The sequence below is a fragment of the Curtobacterium sp. MCLR17_045 genome (genome assembly GCF_003234405.1).
Lineage (GTDB): Bacteria > Actinomycetota > Actinomycetes > Actinomycetales > Microbacteriaceae > Curtobacterium > Curtobacterium flaccumfaciens.
The window spans coordinates 59,228-81,435 of sequence record NZ_QKTB01000016.1 but is presented as its reverse complement, the minus strand read 5'-3'; the positions used below and the strand labels follow the sequence as shown (position 1 = coordinate 81,435).

Here is a 22,208-nt window from a genome sequence, read left to right as displayed (position 1 = left end):
GGGTGCGGGGGGTGCGCATCACGGGACCTCGGCGGTCAGGGGGTCGGACGTCGTCGACGCGGAGCCGACGGCGTAGGTCAGGGTGACGGACCAGGTGCCGCTCGACACCTTCGCCGCGGGGAACGACACCTGCGCGCAGTTCACCGACGAGGCACTCGCCTGTGCGGTGCTCGTGGCGGTGCGGGTGACGCCGTCCTTCGTCGCGGTGAAGGTGCACTTCCCGCTCGTGTCGGTCGTACCGGAGACCAGGCCACCGGCCTGGAGGGTCTTCGAGCCGGTGTCCCAGCCGGCGAACGTGACGACGGACGTGGCCGGGTACTCCGACGGGTCGGTGTCCGGCTGGTTCGTCGCGCCGCTGCCCGGGAACGCACCGGGGGTGTCGTCGTCGGAGGCGCCGGCGTCGTCGCCGTCACCGTCGTCGGACCCACCGTCGGTCGGCGTCGAGGCCGCGTCGGTGGGGACCGAGGTCGCCGAGTCGTCGTCCGTCGGGGTCGCACTCGGGGTGCGCGAGACGGACGCGGACGGCGACGGGGTGGCGTCGTCGCCACCACCGGAACAACCGGCCAAGAGGAGACTGAGTGCACCGACCACCGCGAACGCAGCGATCGGCCTGGATGCGAGGAGCATGCTGACGGGCCGTCCTGTGGATGTTGACAAGGGTCCGGGTTGCAACAACGGTAACTCGAAAGTGAAGGTTGAGGGTTGGATCGGCCGGAATCACCCCCACTCGGGGTGCACGACGACCGTCGCCCAACCCCGTCCCGCGGGCCCGGTGAGTATGCTGTTCCGGTCCTGCCCCCACGAACGAAGAGACGTATGGTCGACCAAGCCCGCATGACCGCGCTCGCGAAGGAACCCCTCGTCGTGATCGGCGCTCCGACGAGCGCCTTCCGCGGGACCTTCCGTGAGCTGCGCGACGTCTTCCGGCAGCGCGAGATGCTCGGCATGCTCGTCCGGCGTGACCTGAAGGCCCGCTACAAGGACTCGGCACTCGGGTTCGTGTGGACGCTCGTGCGCCCGCTGACCCAGCTGCTCATCTACTACTTCGTCATCGGCAAGGTCCTCGGCGCCGCCAACGGCATCGACAACTTCGCGATCTACGTCTTCACCGGCCTGACCGCCTACACGCTCTTCAGCGAGATCGTCGCCGGGTCGACCGGCTCGATCGTCGGCAACTCCGGGCTGATCAAGAAGGTCTACGTCCCGCGCGAGGTCTTCCCGCTCGCCAGTGTGGGCGCGGCCCTGGTGAACTTCACCATCCAGTTCGCGATCCTGCTGGCCGCGACGGTCGTCATCGGCGTCTTCCCGTGGCACGAGGGTCTGGTCTACCTGATCCCCTCGCTCGCGGTGATCCTGGTCTACGGCGCCGCCATCGGCCTGGTGCTGTCCGCGCTCAACGTGTACCTGCGCGACGTGCAGTTCGTCATCGACGTCGGCCTGATGGTCCTGCTCTGGGCCTCGCCGATCGTCTACTCGTACTCGCGCGTGGTCGCGACTGTGAACGCCGACTGGCTCCTCACCCTCTACACGAACAACCCGCTGACCCTGTCGGTGCTCGGCCTGCAGAACGCGATCTGGCTGCACGACCCGGCAGACGTCACGTACCCGGACCACCTGATGCTGCGGCTGGGGATCGCGTTCGTGATCGGTCTCCTCTGCCTCATCGGTGCGCAGCGGATCTTCTCCCGCCTGCAGGGCAACTTCGCGCAGGAGCTCTAGACCATGGCCATCAGCACCCCCGTCGCCCCGACGACCGCCGGCGAGACCGCCGAGCGTCCCGACGTCATCGTCATCGACCACGTCCGCAAGCGCTTCACGGTCCGCAAGGACAACACCCTGCGCGAGCGCATCGTCACGCTCGGCCGCGCCGGGCGGAAGCACCGCCAGGACTTCTGGGCCCTCGACGACGTCACGGTGTCGATCCAGGCCGGCTCGACCGTCGGGCTCATCGGCCAGAACGGCTCCGGCAAGTCGACCCTGCTCAAGGCCATCGGCGGCATCATCCAGCCGACCTCCGGCACGGTGTCCCGCCGCGGTCGCCTCGCCGCGCTGCTCGAGCTCGGCGCGGGGTTCCACCCCGACCTGTCCGGCCGCGAGAACGTCTACCTCAACGCGAGCCTCCTCGGCCTCAGCCGCAAGCAGACCGACGAGAAGTTCGACGACATCCTGGCGTTCTCGGGCATCGGGGACTTCATCGACACCCAGGTGAAGTTCTACTCATCGGGCATGTACGTGCGGCTCGCGTTCGCCGTCGCCGTGCACACCGACCCCGACGTCCTGCTCGTCGACGAGGTCCTGGCCGTCGGTGACGAGGCCTTCCAGCGCAAGTGCCTCGACCGCATCCGCACCTTCCAGGAGGCCGGCAAGACGATCATCATCGTCACGCACTCCCTCAGCCAGGTGCAGGAGATGTGCGACCGCGTCGTCCTGCTCAACAAGGGCAAGGTGCTGCACGACGGTGACCCCGTCCAGGCCGTGAGCATGTTCCGCGAGGTGCTCGAGGAACGCCGTCAGGGCGAGCTCAGCACCGACGTCGCCGTCGGCCGGGGCAAGGTCATCGGCGCGAGCGTGCGCGTCGACGGCAAGGAGCCCCGCGCCGAGGTCATGCCGGGCGACGACCTCGTCGTGGACATGGAGTTCGAGCACCTGGACGGCATCGCCGACTGGGAGGCCGCGGTCCAGATCAACAACGCCGGTGGCCAGGTCGTCTACGGCACCACCACCGGCATCATGGGCCTCGAACTGCAGCCGCTGCACGGTCGCCGGAAACTCCGCCTGCGGATCGCCGACACCGCGTTCGGCACCGGCAAGTACTTCATCAACGTGTCGATGATGGACTCGGCCGGGCGCCACCTGCACGACATGCCGGAGTGCGACTCGTTCGAGGTCCCCGGGTTCGAGCACGCCGTGGGCACGGTCTACGCCGAACCCTCGATCGAGGAGCTCGACTGACCCCGGACGACGGCGACACCGGGGCCCGCGCCGACGGGACGCCCCGGACCGACGGCACGCTCCGCACCGCGGTCGTCGTCGTCAACTGGAACCGCGCCGACCTGACAACCGCGGCCGTCCGCGCCGTGCTCGACGAGGGCACGGCCGACGACGTCATCGTCGTCGACAACGGGTCGTCCGACGACTCCGTCGCGGTGCTCCGCCGTGCCCTGCCGGACGCCACCGTCATCGCACGCGACGACAACGGCGGCTTCGCGGCCGGTGCCAACACCGGCATCCGGCACACGGACGCCGACGTCGTCGTGCTCCTGAACAACGACGCCGTGCCCGCACCGGGCTTCGTCGCGGCGCTCCGCGACCACCTGGCGCACGCCGGGCCCGAGGTCGCCGCGGTGACGGGCCGAATCGTGCTCGCCGGACGCTGGACGGGCCTCCCGGCCGGGGTGGAGCCCGCCCCCGGCCAGCGCGTGCTGCGCGACCACGACGGCCGTCGCTGGACGCCGTCGGCGGACGGCGAGGTCCGGCTCAACTCGACCGGCGTCCGTGTCGACCGCGACGGCAACGGGATGGACCGCGACTGGTTCGCGCCCGTCGACCGGGTCGCCGACGTCGACGTCTTCGGGTTCTCCGGCGGCGCGTCCGCGCTCCGCCGAACGGCGCTGGACGACGTCGGCCTGCTCGACGAGTCCCTGTTCATGTACTACGAGGACACCGAGCTCGCCTGGCGGCTGCGCCGCCGCGGATGGCGCGTCGAGCACGCGGCCGACGCGGTCGTCGAGCACGACCACTCGGCGTCGTCCGGCGTGCAGAGCGACCTGTTCGTCTTCCGGAACGCGCGCAACCGCATCGTCGTCGCGCTCTGGCACGCCCCGTGGCCGACCGTCGTGCGGGCGAGCGTCCGCACCCTGGTGCGCGGCCTGCGCGGGCTGGCCTCCGGTCGCACCCGCCGGGAGGCGCGGCTCGTCCTGACGGCGTTCGCGGACGTCGCGGGGACCCTGCCGGTCCACCTCGCGCGCCGGCTGCGCGAGACCCGGCGCGCGTCCGTCCCGCGCCGCAGCGTGGACCCGGGCGCATGAGTGCAGCGGGCTATCCTGGACACTCCCCCGTCGACGGCCCCGGCCACGACGTCCCCGCCCGGAAGGAACCACGCGTGCCGCAGCTCACCGTCCTCGTCGACGGGACCGCGGTACCGCAGGCGCTCGGCGGCGTCGGACGCTACGTCGAGGGGGTCGTGTCCCACCTGACCGACCCGTCGCTCGACGTCCACCTGGTCGTCCGCCCCGTGCACGCTCCGCACTTCGCCGCCGTCGCGCCGCACGCGACCGTGCACACGGCGCCGGGCTGGACCGACTCGGTGCCGCTGCGGTTCCTGTGGGAGCAGACCGGGCTGCCGGCGCTCGGCCGTCGGCTCGGGGCGCAGGTGCTGCACTCCCCGCACTACACGTTCCCGTTCGGCTGGCGCGGCGGGTCCGTCGTCACGCTGCACGACGCCACGTTCTTCTCCAACCCCGAGTGGCACTCGCGCCTGAAGCGCACCTTCTTCACCTGGTGGAGCCGCCGGTCCCTGCGCACCCGACCAGTCGTCATCGTGCCGAGCGCCGCGACCGCGACCGAGGCCGCCCGGGTCGTGCGGGGCATCCGCGCCGACGTCCGGGTCGCACCGCTCGGCGTCGACCGCACGGTGTTCCACGAGCCCGACGTCGCCGCGGTCGAGGACGCCCGGATCGCCGCCACCCTGCCCGAGGGTGCCCCGTGGATCGCGTTCCTCGGCACCATCGAACCGCGGAAGAACGTCACGGCGCTGCTCGACGCGTACGCCTCGGTGCGCGCCGCGCGTGCGGCTGCCGGGTCGGACGGTCACCCGGGTGCGGAGACCCCGTGGCTCGTGCTGTCCGGGGCCCGCGGCTGGGACGAGGCGGCCATCGCGCGGCTCGACGCCCTGCAGCCCACCGACCACGTCATCGAGGCCGGCTACCTGCCACTCGAGGACCTCGCCGGGTTCCTCGGCGGTGCCGAGTTCGTCGTCTACCCGTCCCTCGGCGAGGGCTTCGGGCTGCCCGTGGTCGAGGCGATGGCCTCCGGCGCGTGCGTCCTGACCACCCGGCGGCTGTCGCTGCCCGAGGTCGGCGGTGACGCGGCCGTCTACAGCAAGCCCGACGCGACCGCGCTGGCGTCCGCGATGACGGCGCTGCTGGACGATCCCGCGCTTGTAGCCTCGCACCGTGCGGCGGCGCTGACGCGGGCCTCCTCGTTCACCTGGGAGGCCACCGCGGCCGTGCACGTCGAGGCCTACGAGTCCGTCGCCGGAGGTGCGCGGTGATCCGGGTCGCGGTGCTGACGGTCACCTACAACACCGGCGAGACCATCCGGCCGTTCCTGGCGAGCGTCGCCGGTGCCTCGAAGGACCCGGTCGCCGTCGTCATCGCGGACAACGGTTCGGCCGACATCGACGCACTCCGGGCGATCGGTGAGTCCTACGGCGCCGTCGTGGTGTCCTCCGGTGGCAACCGCGGCTACGGCGGCGGGATTGACGCGGCCCTGAGCGCCCTCGACGACGTGCTGCCGGACGTGCGCCCGGAGTTCCTGCTCGTAACGAACCCCGACGTCGTGCTCGGTGAGGGCTCGGTCGACGAACTCGTGGCCGCCGCCGACCGGTTGCCGTCGGGTGGGTCGTTCGGCCCCCGGATCCTCGACGACCAGGGCGAGACCTACCCGTCCGCCCGGCAGCTCCCCTCGCTCCGGACCGGCCTCGGCCACGCGGCGTTCTCGCGGTTCTGGCCGGCGAACCCGTGGAGCCAGCGGTACTGGTCCACCACGGAGGTCGTCGAGCGCGAGGCCGGCTGGCTCTCCGGTGCGTGCTTCCTCATCCGGACGTCGCTCTTCCGTGAGCTCGACGGGTTCGACGAGTCGTACTTCATGTACTTCGAGGACGTCGACCTCGGGCAGCGCGTCGGTCGGTCGGGACGAGCGAACGTGTACGTGCCCTCGGCGGTCGTCACCCACACCGGAGCCCACTCGACGTCGTCCAACCGGCGCCGCATGGAGATCGAGCACCACCGGAGCGCCTACCGGTTCCTGTCGCGGAAGTACCGGGCGTGGTGGCTCTGGCCCCTGCGCGTCGTGCTGCACGCGGGCTTGTCGCTCCGCGCCCGCTGGGTCACTCGCAAGTAGCCCGGTCGGGGGCCTGCGGGGCCGTGCGCGACCCCGCTAGGCTCGGCGCCGTGCACCGCGACCCGGAACCCTGGCTCGGCTGCGGCCCGATCGACGCCGCCCGCCGCTACTGGACGGGGGCGTTCACGTTCCGCCGTGCCCGTGCGAGCCGGGCCGAGTTCTGGTGGGCACGCGCCGTCGACGTGCTCGTGGTCTGGCTCGTCGTGACGTTCGTGCCGATGGCCACCGGGATCCCGGACGCCGACGACTCGATGTCGACCTTCCAGAACACCCCCGGGTTCCTCGGGATCGGGCAGTCCGTCCTGAGCCTCAACGGCAGCCCCGACGGCTGGCACGTCGTCGCCCAGGGGCCGCCGTCGCAGTGGGTGCTGTTCGTGTGGTGCGTGCTGACGGCCATCCCGAACCTGGCACTCGGCGCGCGACGACTCCGGGACATCGGTTCGCCGGCGTGGATCGCGCTGTTCGGCGGCTTCCCGATCCTGGATCTGTTCCTGCTGCTCGGTGCCCTGCGCCGCAGTCGGCGCCCGACGCTCCCGTCGGCCCCGGACCCGGAGCCGTCCGGCGCCGAGCTCCCCGTCGCCCACCGCGCCGCGTAGCCGCCCGGGGGCGCCGCGTCGGCCCGCGGAACACCGGTGTTCGTCGATCGCACCGCGGAATGCGGGTGTTCCGAGGACGAACACCGGTGTTTTGCGGCCCGGGTCAGGAGCGGAGGCGGGCGCGGGTGGCGCGCGCGGACTCGAGCAGCACAGCAGCGCGGGCGTCGAAGGAGTGCTCGGCGGCGATGCGCTCGGCCACGGCGGCCCGCTCGGCAGCCGACGGCCACGCGCGCGCCCGTTCGAGCAGGTCGGCCAACTCGTCACGGGAGCGCGCGACCGCGAGCGTCGGGACGTCCAGCACGTCGGACAGCCCGGCCACCGGGTCGGTCACGACGACTCCCCCGGACGCCAGCACGTCGAACACCCGGTTCGACACGAAGCCCCCGGCGGCCATGTCGGGCCAGTGGTCGTTGAGCACCACACGCGCCGAGGCGTAGGCCGCCGCGACCTCGGCCCGTGTCAGCGACGGTTCGCCGAGCGACTCCGCGGGGACGACCTCTCCCCAGCCCGGACCGTGCACGCGCAGATCGGCACCGAGCGCGACCGCGTCGGACACGATGGGTCGCGCGGCGCCGCGGGTCGACCCGACGAACACCACGTGGTCGGCATCGGGACTCGTCGCCGTGCGCGCGACCGGGTGGAACACCGTCGGCTCGGTCGCCTGCAGCAGGGTCCGGACCGGCACGCCCGCACGCGCAGCGGCTGCGGCTGCCCACACCGGCCCGGCCGCGAAGGCCGCGTCGAACGACCGCAGTTCCGTGTCGGCGACGTCGTCGGGGTGGCTGATCACCCAGAGCAGGTTCACCGACGCCGGGTTCGGCGGCACCCGGTCGAGGCCCCGGATCACCAGGGTGACGTCGTCCGAGGCATCGTCGTCCCGCACGTGGGCGTCGCGTCGGTCGATCCGGACCCGCTGCCCGAGCCGCTCGAGTGCCCCGGCGAGCTCGGCGGCGAAGTGCACGTCGCCCCAGCCGTCGCCCTCCGGGCCGGCGGGCGCAGCGATCTTGAGCGACCAGGTGAGGTGTTCGGCGTCACCGCCGGTCACCCGCGCGGCCGGGGCCACCGGCCGGGCGCCCCAGGGCGGCAGCGGCGGTCCGGCGACGACACCGTCGCCCTGGGAAGCGCGGTCGCGCCAGGCGGTGAACGCGTCGACGGTCGCGGCGTCGACGGTGCGGCCGGCCTCGACCGAGCGGGTCGCCTCGCCGACGACGCGCACCGGTCCGCCGTGGGCATCGGCGACCGCGCGGCTCCAGGCCGTCAGGGTCATGCGTTCGTCCGGGAGGCACGGCGCCGGCAGCAGCGCCGCCCCCGGCACCGAGAGCACCGGCTGGTCCGCCGCGAAGACGGTGTCGACGCTGGTCACGGTGTCGGCGCGGTCGTCCGACCACGGGAGGGCACCGGGGCGCAGCAGCCGAGCGCCGGAGCGGAGCGTGCCGTCCGGCGACCGGACCCGGGCCTGCGCGACCGAGCCCGCCGCCGCCAGCGCGTGCAGCGCCGGCACGTCGACCGACACCGAGGTGTCGACCACCACGAGCGTCCGGCCCGCACCGGCTGCGACACCGGCGTTGATCGCCGAGCCGAGGCCGTCGACGGGTTCCGGTCGGACCCAGGGCAGGCGACGGCCGAACGGGTCGACCGGCGAGGCGTCCGCGACGTAGCTCACGGCGCGGACGTCGACCCCACGACCGAAGGCATCACGGGCGACCGACACGAGTCGGGCGACCTCGGCGTGCCGGTCCGAACGGGTCGTGACGAGCACCGTGACGTCCTGGTCGAGCCGCGGCAGCGGGTCCGGGAACCCGGTGACGGGAACGACGGCCGCCGCCGTCGCGGACGCGGGACGGGCCTCCTGGCCGGGGTGGCGGGAGGCCGTCGCATCCGGACGGCGGCGTCGACCGAACCAACCGGGGGCGGGGGTCACGTGCGGAGCTAGACGCCGAGGAGTCGCTGCAGGTAGACGCCGTAGCCGCCCTTGACCAGCGGCGCGGCGAGCTCGGCGAGCTGCGCGTCGTCGATCCAGCCGTTCCGCCAGGCGATCTCCTCGATGCAGCCGATCTTGAAGCCCTGACGGTCCTCGATGACCTTCACGTACTCCGACGCCTGCATCATCGACTCGAACGTGCCGGTGTCGAGCCACGCGGTGCCGCGGTCGAGGACCTGGACGCCGAGCTCGCCGGCCTCGAGGTAGCGCTCGTTGACCGTGGAGATCTCGAGCTCGCCGCGGGCGCTCGGCTCGATCGTCTTGGCGATCTCGATGACCTTGTTGTCGTAGAAGTACAGGCCGGGGACGGCGTAGTTCGACTTCGGCTCGGCCGGCTTCTCCTCGATGGAGACGGCGGTGAAGTCGTCGTCGAACTCCACGACGCCGTACGCCTTCGGGTCGGCCACGTGGTAGGCGAAGATCGTCGCACCCTGGACGTCGGTGTTCTTCCGGAGGTTCGTGCCGAGGCCGGTGCCGTGGAAGATGTTGTCGCCGAGGACGAGGGCGACGCTGTCGTCGCCGATGAACTCCTCGCCGATGACGAAGGCCTGCGCCAGACCGTCCGGGGACGGCTGCACGGCGTACTGGATCTCCATGCCGAGCGCCGAGCCGTCACCGAGCAGGGCCCGGAACTGGTCGTTGTACTCCGGCGTCGTGATGACCAACACCTCTCGGACGCCCGCCATCATCAGGGTCGACAGGGGGTAGTAGACCATCGGCTTGTCGTAGATCGGCATGAGCTGCTTGCTGATGCCCTTGGTGATCGGCCAGAGGCGCGTGCCGGAACCGCCGGCGAGGATGATGCCCTTCATCGGTGTCCCGTCCCTTACTTCTTCGTCCGGAGCGACTCGGTGTACGCGACGCACTCCTCGTACGTCGGCAGCAGGCCCTGTGCCGCGGCTTCCTCGAGGGTGGGGGCGCTGGTGTCCTTCTCGGACAGCACCAGCTCGCCGAGGCCCTCGGGCAGGTCGAGCCCGACCGTCGGGTCGAGGATCGTGATCCCCTTCTCACGCTCGGGGTTGTAGTGCGCGCTGACCAGGTAGTTCACGGTCGACTGGTCCTCGAGCGCGACGATCGCGTGGCCGAGCCCCTCGGACAGGTAGACGGCCTTGCGGTCGACGTCGTCGATCCGGACGGAGTCCCACTGGCCGAACGTCGGGGACCCGACGCGGATGTCGACGATGTAGTCGATGAACGCCCCGCGCACGGCGGTGACGTACTTCGCCTGGCTCGGTGCGACGAGGGCGTAGTGGATGCCGCGGGCGACACCGGCCGCGGAGATCGACATGTTCACCTGGCGGAGGTCGAGCGGGTGACCGACGGTCTCCTCGAGCACGTCGGCGCGGTACGCCTCGAGGAATGCTCCTCGTGCGTCGCCGTGCTGGACGGGCGTGAACTCCCACGCGCCAGGGATCTTCAGTTCGCGGATCTGCACCGGGGAAGCCTAGCAAGCCGTGAGTTCGCATAGGCTGTCATGGTTCTGCGCATTGCCGACTCCCGAAACGAGACCAAGCGAGCCCGTGAAGCTATTCGTCCAGATCCCCTGCCTCAACGAGGAGAACACCCTCGCCAGCGTCATCGACTCCATCCCGCGGGAGATCGACGGCATCGACGAGATCGAGATCCTGGTGATCAACGACGGCAGCACGGACCGCACCGTCGAGGTCGCCAAGGAGCACGGCGTCAAGCACTTCGTGCACCACACCACGAACATGGGCCTTGCCCGCTCGTTCCGTGACGGCGTCGACTACGCGCTGCTGCACGGTGCGGACATCGTCGTGAACACCGACGGGGACAACCAGTACCCGCAGGCACAGATCGCCGAGCTCGTGCAGCCGATCCTCCGGAAGGAAGCCGAGATCGTCATCGGCGACCGGCAGACGCGCACCATCGAGCACTTCTCCGGCTTCAAGAAGATCATGCAGCGCTTCGGCTCGTGGGTCGCCAGCCGCGCTGCCGGGCTCGACCTGCCCGACGCGGCCAGCGGGTTCCGCGCGTACTCGAAGTACTCGCTCATCCGCCTGAACATCGTGACGCGCTTCAGCTACTGCATGGAGACCATCGTGCAGGCCGGCTACAAGCGCCTGGCGATCGCGTCGGTGCCGATCACGACGAACCCGAAGACCCGCGAGTCGCGGCTCTTCAACAACATCTTCCAGCACATGTTCGAGTCCGGCTCGGCGATCGCCCGCGTCTACCTGATGTACCGGCCGATGGCCCTGTTCCTCTGGGTCGCCGCGGTGCTCGGTGCGCTCGGGCTCTGGCCGCTCATCCGCTACCTGGTGCTCCTGGCGATGCAGACCGGCGGCAACCACCTGCAGTCGATCATCCTCGGTGTCGTCCTGCTCATCACGGCGCTCCTCTCCATAGTCATCGGCGTCGTGGCCGACCTCACCCGCCTCAACCGCACGCTGGCCGAGGAGCAGCTCGACCTGCAGAAACTGCAGCGGTATGGCGACTGACACGGCCCCGGCCGTGTCGCGCTCCGACGTCCGACCCGCGGTCGGGCGGCGCGAGCGCATCCTCGTGATCGCGTTGACGGTGGCCTTCGCCGCCGTCCTCGCGGTCTGGGCCGTCGTCACCACGACGTACAAGGCCCCGGACGAGCCGACCCACGTCGACGCCGTGCTGCACCTGGCGATCGGTGACGGCTGGCCGGCGCCCGGCGCGATGCACTACCTCAACGCGGTGCACGACACCCAGATCAGCAACATGCGGCAGTCGACCGACGTGAACCAGACGTGGGGCGAGCTGCTCCGCGAGTTCCCGGGCGTGCACCCGACGAGCATCGACCAGATGTCGCAGCACCCCGCCACGTACTACGCCCTGGCCGCCGGGGTCCTGCAGCTGGTGCACTTCGAGGACCTCCGCTGGGACCTCGCCGTCATGATGCTGCGACTGTTCGACGCCCTGCTCGTCCTGCCGCTGCCGTTCCTGGCGTGGGCGACCGTGCGTCGGCTGACGCGGTCACCACGGGCCGCCCTGGTCGGCGGTGCCGCGGTGTTCGCCCTGCCCGAGGTCGCCTCGATCGGCACCTCGGTCACGAACGACGCGCTCATGCTGCCGCTGGCCGGCGCGCTCGTGTACTTCGTGGTGCGACTGCTCACCGGCGACCTGCGGGTGCGCACGACCATCTGGATCGGGCTGCTGCTCGGCGCGATGCTGCTCGTCAAGGGCACCGCGCTCCCCGCGATCCCGTTCGTGGGCATCGCCGTGATGGCCGCGGGCTGCACCCGGGCGACCGTCTGGCGGAACGCGCTCCGGACGCTGTGGACCCTGGGGCTCGCCGCCGTCGTCGGTGGCTGGTGGTGGCTGCGCAACATCCTCGTGTACCGCGACATCCAGCCGGACGGCATGGCCGGCGCACGTCCGCCGATGCCGTTCCCGGCCGGCACCGCTGCCAGCCCCGAGGTGTTCCTCCGCGACTACTGGAACGGCGTCACGCGCACCTTCTGGGGCAGCGTCGGCGGTCTCACCCAGTTCCAGCTCGCCCAGGTCCTGATCGACGGGCTGACCATCGCGTCGATCGTCGGCATCGTCGTCTGGGGCTTCCGCCGCGGCCCGTCGCTCCGCCCGGCGATCGTGCTGGCGTCGTTCCCCGTGATCCTCATCGCCCTGCACCTGCAGAGCGGGTGGGGCGGGTACGTCCGGAGCACCATCGTCGCCGGCACCCAGGGGCGCTACTACTACCCGACGCTCATCGCCCTCATCGCCCTCAGCGCCCTCGCCTGGCGCCGGGTCACCGTGACGGCAGCCGGCACCACCCGGCTCGCCGTCGGGATGTCGATCGCGGCGATGGCCATCGCGCTGTACGGCGTCGTCTACGCGCTGCGGGCCTTCGGGCGCGACGCCGCCTTCTGGGTCGACGAGTTCGCGGTCGGCCGGTTCGACCGCTACGGCATGGTCCCCGCCGGCACGAACTTCACCCTCGTCGCCGTCGCCGCGGTCGCACTGACCGTCACCGCCGTGCTGCTCGTCCGGTTCATGCGCCGTCCAGAGGTCCCCGCGTGAGCGCCCCGCGACCGCTCGTCGGCCGGCACGAGTGGGTCCTGCTCGGCACCGTGACGCTGGCCTGGCTCGCGTTCCTGCTGACCTTCGCCCTGGTCACCCCGGCCTTCGGGACACCCGACGAGCCCGCGCACGTCGACGCCGCGTTCCGCCTCGCGCTCGGACTCGGCTGGCCGCACGGCGGCGAGATGCACTACCTCGCCGCCGTGCGGCAGATCGTCGAGCACCCGGCACCGGCCGTCGACCGCCCCACGGTCGACGCGCTGCTGGCGGCGGTGCCCGGGGACTCCCCCGCGATCGACCCGATGTCCCAGAACCCGCCGACGTACTGGTTGGTGGCCGCCGGGATCCTGCGCGTCATCCGGTTCGGCTCGCACGACTGGGCGACCTCGGTGCTCGTGCTCCGCGTGTTCGACGTGCTGCTCGTCACCGCGCTGCCGGTCCTGGTCTGGGCGACGGTCCGTCGGGTGACCCGCTCGCCCCGCACGGCACTCGTCGCCCCGGTCCTGCTCTTCGCCGTCCCGCAGCTGGCGCAGGTCATCTCCGGCGTCACGGTGTGGGCACCGGTGGTCCTGCTCGGCGCGGTGCTCGTCTGGCTGAGCGCACGCGTGCTGACCGGCGACCGTTCGTGGTGGACCACCGCCGGGCTCGCCGTGGCCGTCACCGGGCTGGCGGCCCTGAACGCGCTGGGGCTCCTGGCGATCCCGTTCGTCGTCCTCGTGTCCGCCCTGGCACCGGGCCGGACGTGGGGTCGCCGGGCCCTGCACGCCGGCGTGGTCGTCCTCGCTGCCGTCGCCGTGTCCGGCTGGTGGTGGGTGCGGACGCTGCTCGTGAGCGGGACGCTCCTGCCCGACGCCCTGCGCGCCGTCACGACCGTGCAGCCGTACCCGGCGGGCGGTGCGAACCCCGGGGCGTTCGCCGGGCGCCAGTGGGACGGCCTGACCGCCTCGTTCTTCGGCGCACTCGGTGCGAACCAGTGGCCGTTGCCGTCGATGGTCATCGACACGCTCGCGGTCGTCGGACTGGCCGTCATCGGGTGGTCGTACGCCCGCCGGGCTCCGGGCCGCCGGGTGACCACGATCCTGCTCGTCTGGCCGACCGTCGTCCTCGTCGCGACCCTCGCCTACAACTGGCGGAACTATCTCGGCACGCACCAGGGCAACGGGCTGCAGGGCCGGTTCCTGTTCGTCGCGGTCGTCGCGCTCGTGCTCGCCCAGGCGGTCGCGTGGCACACCCTCGTCGTCCGTCCGGAGCTCCGCCGACGCCTGGCCCGGCTGGCGGTCGTCGGTTCGCTCGCGATCGGCACGTACGGCATCGGCCTGACCTACCGCGGCGGGTGGGAGAACACGCAGTTCCGCATCACGCCCGGCGGGATCTCCGCGATGGCCGGCGGCGCAGTCGCCGGGCCGTTCGCGATCCTGCTGGTCGCCATCGTGTTCGCGGCCGCCGCCGTCGCGACCGTCGTCCTGGTGTGGCGCACCGTCGCCGAGCCGGGAGCACCCGCCACCGCCGCCGAGCCCGCCGACGCCGCCGACCCCGCCGACGCCGCCGACCCCGCCGACCCCACCAGCGGCCCGCTAGAATCGCCGCCGACCCACGAACCGACCGTCAGGAAAGAGAACTCGTGAAGATCCTCGTCACCGGAGGAGCCGGCTTCATCGGCTCGAACTTCGTCCGCCGCACGCTGGAGGACGCGTACCCCGGCCTCGAGGGCGCCGAGGTCGTCGTCTACGACGCACTGACCTACTCCGGCAACGAAGCGAACCTCGCCCCGGTCGCCGACTCCCCCCGCTACACCTTCGTGCACGGCGACATCCGCGACGCCGCGAAGCTCGACGAGGTCGTCCCGACCGTCGACGCCATCGTGCACTTCGCCGCCGAGTCCCACGTCGACCGCTCGGTCCGCGACTCCGGCATCTTCGTCGAGACCAACGTCGTGGGCACCCAGCGCCTGCTCGACGCCGCGCTCCGCCACGGCACCGAGCGCTTCGTGCACGTCTCCACCGACGAGGTCTACGGCTCCATCAGCGAGGGCTCGTGGGACGAGGAGCGCCCGCTCGAGCCGAACTCGCCGTACTCGGCGTCGAAGGCCGGGAGCGACCTGCTCGCCCGCAGCTACCACCGCACGCACGGACTGAACCTCTCGATCACGCGCTGCTCGAACAACTACGGGCCGTACCACTTCCCCGAGAAGGTCATCCCGCTCTTCGTCACCAACCTCATCGACGACGTGCACGTGCCGCTGTACGGCGAGGGCAACAACATCCGCGACTGGCTGCACGTCGACGACCACACCCGTGGCATCGCGATGGTCCTGACCCGTGGCCGCGCCGGCGAGATCTACAACATCGGCGGCGGCACCGAACTGACCAACAAGGAGCTCACGCAGCTGCTGCTCGACGCGACCGGCAAGGACTGGTCGTACGTCGACCGCGTCGCCGACCGTCTCGGCCACGACCTGCGCTACTCGGTCGACATCTCGAAGATCCAGGCCGAGCTCGGCTACGAGCCGCTCGTGCCGTTCGAGCAGGGCCTGGCCGACGTCGTGCAGTGGTACCGCGACAACCGCGCCTGGTGGGAGCCGCTCAAGCAGCGTGCGGCCCTGAGCTGAACCGGCACACCGTGACCAGGTACCTCATCACCGGCGCCGCCGGCATGCTCGGCCAGGACCTCCAGGCCGCACTCGCCGGCCGCGACGTCACCGCGCTGTCGCGGGCGGACCTCGACATCACCGACCCGGCCGCGGTGGACGCCGCCGTCGCCGGGCACGACGTCGTGATCAACTCGGCCGCCTACACGAAGGTCGACGACGCGGAAGACCACGAGGACGACGCCCACGCGGTCAACGCGACGGGGCCGAAGCTCCTGGCCGAGGCCGCGGTCCGCCACGGCGCGAAGCTCGTCACCGTGTCGACCGACTACGTCTTCGACGGCAACGGCACCGCGCCCTACGCCGAGGACGCCCCGACCGACCCGATCAACGCCTACGGCCGCACGAAGGCCGCCGGCGAGGCGTTCGTGCGCGCGATCGCCCCGGACACCTCGTACGTCGTCCGCACCGCGTGGATCTACGGCGCGCACGGGCCGAACTTCGCCGCGACGATGCTCCGGCTCGCGGGGTCGCACGACACCGTCAGCGTCGTCACCGACCAGGTCGGCCAGCCGACGTGGACGGGCGACCTCGCCGCGCGGATCGTCGAGCTCGTCGACGGGGACGCCCCCGCGGGCATCTACCACGGGACGAACGCCGGCCAGGGTTCCTGGTTCGACTTCACGCAGGCCATCTACCGCGAACTCGGGCTCGACCCGGAGCGCGTGCTGCCCACCGACAGCGCCGCCTTCGTCCGGCCGGCGCCGCGCCCGGCGTACAGCGTGCTCGGCCACGACGGCTGGTCGCGTGCCGGACTCGCGCCGATGCGCGACTGGCGCGACGCGTTGCACGCTGCGGTCGCGGCGGGTGCGCTGACGGCGTAGGCACGGCTCTCGACCGGGAGGCGCGGGTCGGGTTCCGCACACCGCGGACCCGACCCGCGCCTCCTGTCCGACCACCGACCGCGCCCAGGGGGCGCCGGGACCACCCTGGTAGTGTCGGGCAGCCGAGCGCGGGGCCGGCCCTCGGCCCTGACCACGGGTCCACGAACCACGACGAGGAGCACAGCACCATGACCACCCTCCACGTCATCGTCGACCAGATCGTCGCGCCCGTGCCGGGCGGCATCGGGCGCTACGCCGAGGAGCTCGCGCGACACCTCGTCGAGCACGCGCCGAGCGGCTGCGAGGTCGCGGGTGTGGTCTCCGCCGTCGGGTCCGACGAGATGGCGCACCTGCGGACGCTCCTGCCCGGACTGTCCGACCTGCAGCGACTGCCGCTGCCGCGTCGTGAGCTGTCGCTCGCCTGGCAGGGCGGGTTCGTGGGCGGCATCGCGAAGGGCATGGTGCACGCGCCGAGCGTGCTCGCGCCACTGGTCAAGCACGACCGTTTCCAGGACCCGGGCCGGCAGACCGTGGTGACCGTGCACGACGTGGTGCCGTGGACCAACCCCGAGACCCTCACGCCGCGCGGCGTCCACTTCCACAAGGCGATGGTGAAGCGGGCGTGGAAGCACGCCGACGCCGTCGTGGTGCCGACCCACGCCGTGGCGGGGGCGCTGAACGAGATCCACCGGTTCGACGACCGGCTCCGCGTGATCGGCGGTGCCCCGAGCGGACGCCTCCGCCTGCCCATCGACGCCGACCTGCGCGCCGAGCGCCTCGGCCTGCCCGACCGCTACGTGCTCGCGGTCGGCACGCTCGAGCCGCGCAAGGCCCTCGCGTCCCTGATCGAGGCGATGGCCCACCCGGACGCCCCCGCCGACGTGCCCCTCGTCATCTCCGGCCCGGACGGCTGGGGCGACGTCGACGTGTACGGCACCGCGGAGCGCGCGGGCCTGTCGCGCGACCGGGTGAAGGTCCTCGGCCGCATCGCCGACGCGGACCTCGCGGTGGTCTACGACCGTGCGACGGTGTTCGTGTTCCCCAGCCTCGCCGAGGGCTTCGGCCTGCCCGTGATCGAGGCGATGAGCTTCGGCACCCCGGTGATCCACTCCGACGACCCCGCCGTGGCCGAGGTCGCGTCGGACGCCGGCGTCACCGTCGCCCGGTCACCGCGGGAGTCCTACCCCGCACGGATTGCACAGGCCGTCTACCAGGTCGTGAACGACCCGCAACTGTCCAGCCGGCTGGCCGTGGCGGGGCCGGACCGTGCACGCATGTACGACTGGTCCGACTCCGCCGCGGAGACCTGGCAGCTGCACGCCGACCTCTGACGGCGGGAGCGCGTCAGCCCTTGTACGCGTAGGTGCTGACCCAGTCGATGTACAGGTGCCCCGCGTCGCCCCAGTCGCCCACCTGGAACATGTAGCGGTGTGCGGTCTTCGGCACGTGGGTCGTGATCGTCTTGATCACCTTGCCGTCGAGGCGGTACCGCACGGACTTCCCGGGCACCCACTCGATGGAGTACGTGTGCCACGAACGCCACGAGACGCCGGTGCTCAGGCTCGTCGCATTGGCCTCCTGGCCCGCGATCATCGAGTGGTGGTGCAGCATCGGCTGCTGGTCGAAGTTGGCCTCGGGGTAGTCGATCTCCCCGTCGGCCCAGCGGTCGGACGACGGCCAGAGCATGAAGGCCGCGCCGTTGCCGGCACCGCCCGTGGCCTTGGCGCGGACGATGAACTTGCCGCCCTTGTGGCCCCAGGCTCCCGTCGGTGCGCCGAAGGTACCGGCGGCGCCGTGCTTGCCGTCGAGCTTGACGTCCATGTACCCGTTGTGCGAGCTGATCTGCGAGCCCGAGTAGTACATGCCGCCGGTCCCGTCCGGGTACGGCTGCCACGAGTTGGCGTACTTCTTGGCGAAGGCGCCCTTCGCACTGGCCGCGGTGCTGAACTGCTCGCGGAAGGTCTGCTTGAAGTTCCCGACGTCGCCGAGCGGTGCCGAGCTGGCGGTCGCTGCGGTCCCCTGACCGAGCGGTCCGGCGACGAGTGCTGCTCCGAGGAGCACGACGGCGAGTGCGGCCCTCCTGGTGGTGCGCTTCTGCATGAGGTCGGTCACTCCCTGACGTGACTGTTCGCACCCGTTCCCGTGGATGCCGGACGCCGGATCTCGGCTACCCGGCGTTCACGGTAGTTGCTGTCCACAATCTGCGCCCGGGGGTTGACACGACTGAGCACCCCCAGTACACGGGGCTTGCGCGAGGATCTGCCGTCGGGCAAGAAGCCCTGGTCAGTGCGCGTGGCGTGGCATCGGCATCGTTCGGATCAGCTGCGCGCCGACGTCGCGTGGTGAGGTCAGGGCCGTGCGCGACGGCGCCGAGCGACCACGGCGAGCACGACGGCGGCCACCACGGCGAGGACGGCGACGACCGCTGCGGTCTCGGCGACGTGGAGCGCCGCGAACCACGAGTCGAACTGCGACTTCGTCGCCACGACGTCCGGGCCCGCGCCGCGGAACCACCCCGCCACGGGGTTCACCGGACCGGCCGCGCCCGCAGCGACCACGCAGACCACCGCGGCGACCACGGCGACCGCGGAGAGGACGAGGACGGGGACGGCGCGGCGCATCCCGCTACCGTAGCGCGGCTCGGACCCCGCAGCGGCGGCCTCAGAGCGAGTCGCGGAGGCGCGCCGCCTTCTCCTCGACCAGGCGCTCGAGCCCGTCGGCGTACTCGGTCAGGCGAGCGGCGACGGCCGGCTCCGAGGAACCGATGATGCGCGCGGCCAGCAGACCGGCATTGGCGGCACCGTTGATCGCCATCGTCGCGACCGGGATCCCCGCCGGCATCTGCACGATCGAGAGCAGCGAGTCGAGGCCGTCGAGACGCGCGAGCTGCACCGGGACACCGATCACCGGGAGCGTCGTCATCGAGGCCACCATTCCCGGCAGGTGTGCCGCTCCGCCGGCCCCGGCGATGACGACCCGGATGCCACGAGCTGCGGCGCCGCGGGCGAAGCGGGTCATCTTGTCCGGCGTGCGGTGCGCCGACACGACGTCCGCCTCGAACGGGATCCCGAGTTCGGTGAGGATGTCCGCCGCGGCACGCATGGTCGGCCAGTCGGAGTCCGACCCCATGATGATCGAGACGAGCGGCTGTGCGGGTGCGGCGGTGTCGGTCACGCGACGAGCCTAGCCGAGCAGCACGCGTCGCCAGGTGTCGCCGTCACGGCCGATCGTGCGGTCGTCGGCGACCCAGCGGGCCGCCGCCTCGTCCGTCCGGCCACGGTCGACGGCGGTCCGGACGGCGTCCCGCCACGCCGACACGTCGTCCGGCACGGCCACGGCCCCGTGGGCCCGTGCGACGGCGTAGGACGGACGGTCGGACACCACGGCGGGCAGCCCGAGCGCGGTGTACTCGAGGAACTTCAGGTCGCTCTTGGCACGGTTGAACTCCTCGTCGCGGAGCGGTGCGACGCCCGCCCGCCAGCGCTCCCGGTGCGCCACGAGCCATCGTGAGAACGCCGGGTAGTGCCCGTCGGGGACCTCGACCCGGCGGAACCAGTCGGCACCGCCCTCGTCGGTCACCCCGATGACCTCGAGCCGGATCGGGGTGCCGTCGGCGGTGGTGAGGTCGGCGAAGACGTCACGCAGGAGCTCGAGGTCGGCGGCGTGGGTGAGCGTGCCCATGTACAGCACCCGGTGCTCCCCCGCGGGCCGCTCGTCGTCGTCCGCGGTGGGGCCGGCAGTCCAGATCGTCGGGTCGAGGGCGTTCGGCACGACGACGACGTCCCGCGCCACCGGACGAACCACGTCGGCGAGTTCGGGCGTGCTCACGACGACGGTGTCGGCACCGCGCACCAGGGCGTCGATCGAGGCGAGCCGGTCGGGGTCGTACTCGGCGCGGGCCAAGCGAGCGCGTCCGGACTCGGTGAAGAAGTCGTCGTCGACCTCGGCCACGACGCGGATGCCCCGGGAGGCGGCTGCCGCCAGGAAGGGCTGCACGTCGGCACGGGGAAGGATGTCCCGCTGCACCAGGAGTGCGGCGTACGGCGCCTGGTCGGAGCCGTCGACGAACGCCGCCGGGTCCACCTGGCGTACCGCGGCGGTGCCGCTCGCAGCCAGGTGCTCGGTGCGGCGGACGACACGGACGTGTGCCGAGGCCGGGTGGGCGCCGCCACCGCCCGCGACGACGTACCCGAGGACGGGCAGGGGCACCGGCTGTGGCGGGGCGCCTGCGACGGCGCGGCGCAGGCGTCCGGCGGCCCGGCGGACGAGATCACGCGGCATGCGCCCATCCTCTCGCACCTGGCGCCTCGCACCGCACGGCGAACGCCGCACGGCGAACGCCGCACGGCGGACGCCGCCTCAGCGCACCGTCACCGTCCGGCACGGCGACGCCCTGCGGTCCGCTCCGCTCCCGGTGTTGTGGACGATCGCGCAGACGGTGTGCTTGCCGGCCGCCGCCCGGACGGTGCCCGCGAAGCCGTGCGACCCACCGGAGCCCCAGGTCGCGTCCACGTCGGCGCGCTTCCGACCGGCGTCCAGCGACGTCACCCGCTTGCCGTCGACGGTGATCGCCACCCGGCTCGCCGAGGCCACCGCGTCGCCGTCGAACGCCCAGCCGCGCACCGCGATGCCACGGGTCACGGCCTTCGCGGACTCCAGTTCGGCGTACGGGTCGTGCCGGTAGGCGCGGACGGTCGAGCAACCGAGCGGGGTGTCCGACCCCGCGCCGATGTTCACCGCGGTGACGCAGACGCGGCGAGCGCCGGCCGCGGTGGGCACCACGACGTCGAAGCCGTGGGTCGCGCCGACCCCGGAGCGTGCGTCGACGTCCGGCCGGTCGAGCCCGGCGGTGGTGACGCCGGCCGGGACACCGTCGACGGTGGCCCGGACCCGCACGGGCTGCGTGGGGTCGTCCTCGTCGTAGGCCCACCCGGACACGCGGACGCCGCCGCCGGTGCCGGCGACGGCCTCGAGTGTGCCACGGGGGGTCAGGTCGGCGGCGGGCACACCCAGGCGTGCGTTCGCGACGAGGGCCTGTGCGTAGGTCGAGAACCACTTGCCGGCGGCCGGCGCCCCGTTGCAGGTACCGTCGCTCGCGCCGGGGGTCTTGACCCACAGCAGGGCGTCGAGCGCCGTGCCGTCGGACACCACCCGGGGCGAGGTGCCGAGCCCGGCCCCCGGCCCGTTGCACCAGGTGCCACGCCAGCCCTGCCCGTTGCGCGAGGTGTCGATGACGTAGTGCGAGCCCCCGGTGGCGGCGGACACCTTCTGCGCGTACGCCTGCTCCTGAGCGGTCGGGTAGTAGTTCGCGACGTTGGTGAAGAACCCGCGGGCCTGCTGGACGCCCGCGCTGTTCAGCCGCGACGCCATCAGCGCGGGCTGCACCCAGTTCGAGTTGCCGGCGTCCAGGTAGGCAGGGACTCCGGCGGCGGTCAGCCCGGCGACGGTGCGGGACAGGATCCGGTAGCGCTGCTCGTCGAGCGCGGTGCTGCACTTGGCGTTGCTGAGCATCGCGAGCGAGTCCGGTTCGACGATGACGGCTGCGCGGTGTCCCGCCAGCGCCGCGGTGACCTGGTCGACCCAGGCGTCGTAGGACCCCTCGTCGAATCCGCCGGCGGAGTACCCGCCGCAGTCACGGTCGGGGATCGCGTAGAGCACGAACACGGGGGTGGTGCCGGACTGTTCGGCACCGGTGAGGGCGGTGCTGATGGTCTTGGTCAGCTGCGTCCCCTGGCTCCAGTCGCCGAGCCAGGTCGCGACGGGGTACCCGGCGATGGTCTTCGCCGCCGCGGCCCCGGCCGGGTCGGTGGCGGCCAGGGCGGCCTGCGCCTTCGCGGCCTCGCTCGTCGGCGACCGGTACGGCCCGGCGCCGTAGAGCGACGCGGACGTGGCCGAGCGGATGGTCGAGGCCGAGGTCGCTGCGGACGCGGTCGCGGTCGGCAGCAGGCCGGCGACGGCTGCGACGAGGGCGATGGCTGCACCGCAGACGGCGGCACGACGCGGACGGCGGCGCATGGGACTCCCTG

General features: G+C 72.2%; 21 protein-coding genes. 12 read left to right on the top strand and 9 right to left on the bottom strand.

Annotation, left to right across the window (positions count from 1 at the left end):
* Positions 1–18: 18 nt before the first annotated feature.
* Positions 19–627 (bottom strand): hypothetical protein, encoded by a 609-nt coding sequence (locus DEJ05_RS11535; RefSeq protein ID WP_111038004.1) that lies wholly within the window; start codon positions 625–627, stop codon positions 19–21.
* A gap of 189 nt (positions 628–816) precedes the next feature.
* Between DEJ05_RS11535 and DEJ05_RS11530 the strand changes: the two genes are divergently transcribed.
* The 6 genes from DEJ05_RS11530 (at position 817) to DEJ05_RS11505 (ending at position 6,719) form a co-directional block, all read left to right on the top strand.
* Entirely contained in the window at positions 817–1,719 is a 903-nt protein-coding gene (locus DEJ05_RS11530) for an ABC transporter permease (RefSeq protein WP_111022341.1), read from the top strand.
* 3 nt (positions 1,720–1,722) lie between these two features.
* Positions 1,723–2,952 carry an ABC transporter ATP-binding protein gene (locus DEJ05_RS11525; RefSeq protein WP_111022340.1) on the top strand — a complete coding sequence of 410 codons (1,230 nt, stop codon included), beginning with the start codon at positions 1,723–1,725 and terminating at the stop codon, positions 2,950–2,952.
* Entirely contained in the window at positions 2,871–4,028 is a 1,158-nt protein-coding gene (locus DEJ05_RS11520; RefSeq protein ID WP_220037021.1) for a glycosyltransferase family 2 protein, read from the top strand. Before DEJ05_RS11525 ends, DEJ05_RS11520 begins: the two co-directional genes overlap by 82 nt.
* 74 nt (positions 4,029–4,102) lie before the next feature.
* The gene (locus tag DEJ05_RS11515; RefSeq protein ID WP_220037020.1) at positions 4,103–5,272 is read left to right on the top strand and encodes a glycosyltransferase family 1 protein; all 1,170 of its coding nucleotides are present in this window, start codon (positions 4,103–4,105) and stop codon (positions 5,270–5,272) included.
* Positions 5,269–6,123: a glycosyltransferase family 2 protein gene (locus DEJ05_RS11510; protein ID WP_111110460.1), complete on the top strand. Its 855-nt coding sequence runs from the start codon at positions 5,269–5,271 to the stop codon at positions 6,121–6,123. Before DEJ05_RS11515 ends, DEJ05_RS11510 begins: the two co-directional genes overlap by 4 nt.
* 50 nt (positions 6,124–6,173) lie before the next feature.
* On the top strand, positions 6,174–6,719 hold the full coding sequence (locus DEJ05_RS11505) for a DUF805 domain-containing protein (RefSeq protein WP_181436756.1): 546 nt from the start codon (positions 6,174–6,176) through the stop codon (positions 6,717–6,719).
* A gap of 103 nt (positions 6,720–6,822) precedes the next feature.
* Here DEJ05_RS11505 and DEJ05_RS11500 read toward each other — a convergent pair whose 3' ends face one another.
* Genes DEJ05_RS11500 through DEJ05_RS11490 form a run of 3 tightly spaced genes read right to left on the bottom strand, consistent with a single transcriptional unit; the run spans position 6,823 to position 10,135 of the window.
* The gene (locus DEJ05_RS11500) at positions 6,823–8,640 is read right to left on the bottom strand and encodes a glycosyltransferase (RefSeq protein WP_181440712.1); all 1,818 of its coding nucleotides are present in this window, start codon (positions 8,638–8,640) and stop codon (positions 6,823–6,825) included.
* An 8-nt stretch (positions 8,641–8,648) separates the two neighbouring features.
* Positions 8,649–9,512 carry a glucose-1-phosphate thymidylyltransferase RfbA gene (gene rfbA, locus DEJ05_RS11495; RefSeq protein ID WP_111029470.1) on the bottom strand — a complete coding sequence of 288 codons (864 nt, stop codon included), beginning with the start codon at positions 9,510–9,512 and terminating at the stop codon, positions 8,649–8,651.
* Positions 9,513–9,526: 14 nt separating this feature from the next.
* A complete protein-coding gene (locus DEJ05_RS11490) occupies positions 9,527–10,135 on the bottom strand; it encodes a dTDP-4-dehydrorhamnose 3,5-epimerase family protein (protein WP_071406436.1) in 609 nt (202 codons plus the stop codon).
* Between the two features lie 85 nt (positions 10,136–10,220).
* On the opposite strand from DEJ05_RS11490, the gene DEJ05_RS11485 reads away from it, so the two are divergent.
* From DEJ05_RS11485 to DEJ05_RS11460, 6 genes are all read left to right on the top strand, one after another.
* Entirely contained in the window at positions 10,221–11,162 is a 942-nt protein-coding gene (locus DEJ05_RS11485) for a glycosyltransferase family 2 protein (protein WP_111029469.1), read from the top strand.
* Positions 11,152–12,711 (top strand): hypothetical protein, encoded by a 1,560-nt coding sequence (locus DEJ05_RS11480; RefSeq protein WP_111110457.1) that lies wholly within the window; start codon positions 11,152–11,154, stop codon positions 12,709–12,711. Before DEJ05_RS11485 ends, DEJ05_RS11480 begins: the two co-directional genes overlap by 11 nt.
* Complete coding sequence (locus DEJ05_RS18405; RefSeq protein WP_111110456.1) at positions 12,708–14,336, top strand: glycosyltransferase family 39 protein; 1,629 nt, start codon at positions 12,708–12,710, stop codon at positions 14,334–14,336. The genes DEJ05_RS11480 and DEJ05_RS18405 overlap by 4 nt, the downstream gene beginning before the upstream one ends.
* A complete protein-coding gene (gene rfbB / locus DEJ05_RS11470; protein WP_071406432.1) occupies positions 14,333–15,319 on the top strand; it encodes a dTDP-glucose 4,6-dehydratase in 987 nt (328 codons plus the stop codon). The genes DEJ05_RS18405 and rfbB overlap by 4 nt, the downstream gene beginning before the upstream one ends.
* An 11-nt stretch (positions 15,320–15,330) precedes the next feature.
* Positions 15,331–16,182, top strand: coding sequence for a dTDP-4-dehydrorhamnose reductase (gene rfbD / locus DEJ05_RS11465; RefSeq protein ID WP_111088169.1), 852 nt, complete (start codon positions 15,331–15,333; stop codon positions 16,180–16,182).
* A gap of 188 nt (positions 16,183–16,370) precedes the next feature.
* The gene (locus DEJ05_RS11460; protein ID WP_111110455.1) at positions 16,371–17,513 is read left to right on the top strand and encodes a glycosyltransferase family 1 protein; all 1,143 of its coding nucleotides are present in this window, start codon (positions 16,371–16,373) and stop codon (positions 17,511–17,513) included.
* A 13-nt stretch (positions 17,514–17,526) separates the two neighbouring features.
* Here the strand turns inward: DEJ05_RS11460 and DEJ05_RS11455 are convergent, their stop codons facing one another.
* The 5 genes from DEJ05_RS11455 to DEJ05_RS18260 all read right to left on the bottom strand — a co-directional run bounded on the left by DEJ05_RS11455 (position 17,527) and on the right by DEJ05_RS18260 (position 22,197).
* Complete coding sequence (locus DEJ05_RS11455) at positions 17,527–18,294, bottom strand: family 16 glycosylhydrolase (protein WP_111110454.1); 768 nt, start codon at positions 18,292–18,294, stop codon at positions 17,527–17,529.
* A 236-nt stretch (positions 18,295–18,530) separates the two neighbouring features.
* A complete protein-coding gene (locus DEJ05_RS11450; protein ID WP_111110453.1) occupies positions 18,531–18,803 on the bottom strand; it encodes a hypothetical protein in 273 nt (90 codons plus the stop codon).
* A gap of 40 nt (positions 18,804–18,843) precedes the next feature.
* On the bottom strand, positions 18,844–19,356 hold the full coding sequence (gene purE / locus DEJ05_RS11445) for a 5-(carboxyamino)imidazole ribonucleotide mutase (protein WP_206647624.1): 513 nt from the start codon (positions 19,354–19,356) through the stop codon (positions 18,844–18,846).
* Positions 19,357–19,365: 9 nt separating this feature from the next.
* Complete coding sequence (locus DEJ05_RS11440; protein WP_111110452.1) at positions 19,366–20,463, bottom strand: glycosyltransferase; 1,098 nt, start codon at positions 20,461–20,463, stop codon at positions 19,366–19,368.
* A 78-nt stretch (positions 20,464–20,541) separates the two neighbouring features.
* Positions 20,542–22,197 (bottom strand): glycoside hydrolase family 6 protein, encoded by a 1,656-nt coding sequence (locus DEJ05_RS18260; protein WP_220037019.1) that lies wholly within the window; start codon positions 22,195–22,197, stop codon positions 20,542–20,544.
* Between the last annotated feature and the right edge of the window lie 11 nt (positions 22,198–22,208).

Excerpts from the sequence above, each read along its gene's own strand:
- DEJ05_RS11535 (WP_111038004.1), bottom strand. The coding sequence starts at position 627 with ATGCTCCTCGCATCCAGGCCGATCGCTGCGTTCGCGGTGGTCGGTGCA.
- DEJ05_RS11530 (WP_111022341.1), top strand. The coding sequence starts at position 817 with ATGGTCGACCAAGCCCGCATGACCGCGCTCGCGAAGGAACCCCTCGTC.
- DEJ05_RS11525 (WP_111022340.1), top strand. The coding sequence starts at position 1,723 with ATGGCCATCAGCACCCCCGTCGCCCCGACGACCGCCGGCGAGACCGCC.
- rfbA (WP_111029470.1), bottom strand. The coding sequence starts at position 9,512 with ATGAAGGGCATCATCCTCGCCGGCGGTTCCGGCACGCGCCTCTGGCCG.
- DEJ05_RS11480 (WP_111110457.1), top strand. The coding sequence starts at position 11,152 with ATGGCGACTGACACGGCCCCGGCCGTGTCGCGCTCCGACGTCCGACCC.
- DEJ05_RS11460 (WP_111110455.1), top strand. The coding sequence starts at position 16,371 with ATGACCACCCTCCACGTCATCGTCGACCAGATCGTCGCGCCCGTGCCG.
- DEJ05_RS11450 (WP_111110453.1), bottom strand. The coding sequence starts at position 18,803 with ATGCGCCGCGCCGTCCCCGTCCTCGTCCTCTCCGCGGTCGCCGTGGTC.
- DEJ05_RS11440 (WP_111110452.1), bottom strand. The coding sequence starts at position 20,463 with ATGCCGCGTGATCTCGTCCGCCGGGCCGCCGGACGCCTGCGCCGCGCC.
- DEJ05_RS18260 (WP_220037019.1), bottom strand. The coding sequence starts at position 22,197 with ATGCGCCGCCGTCCGCGTCGTGCCGCCGTCTGCGGTGCAGCCATCGCC.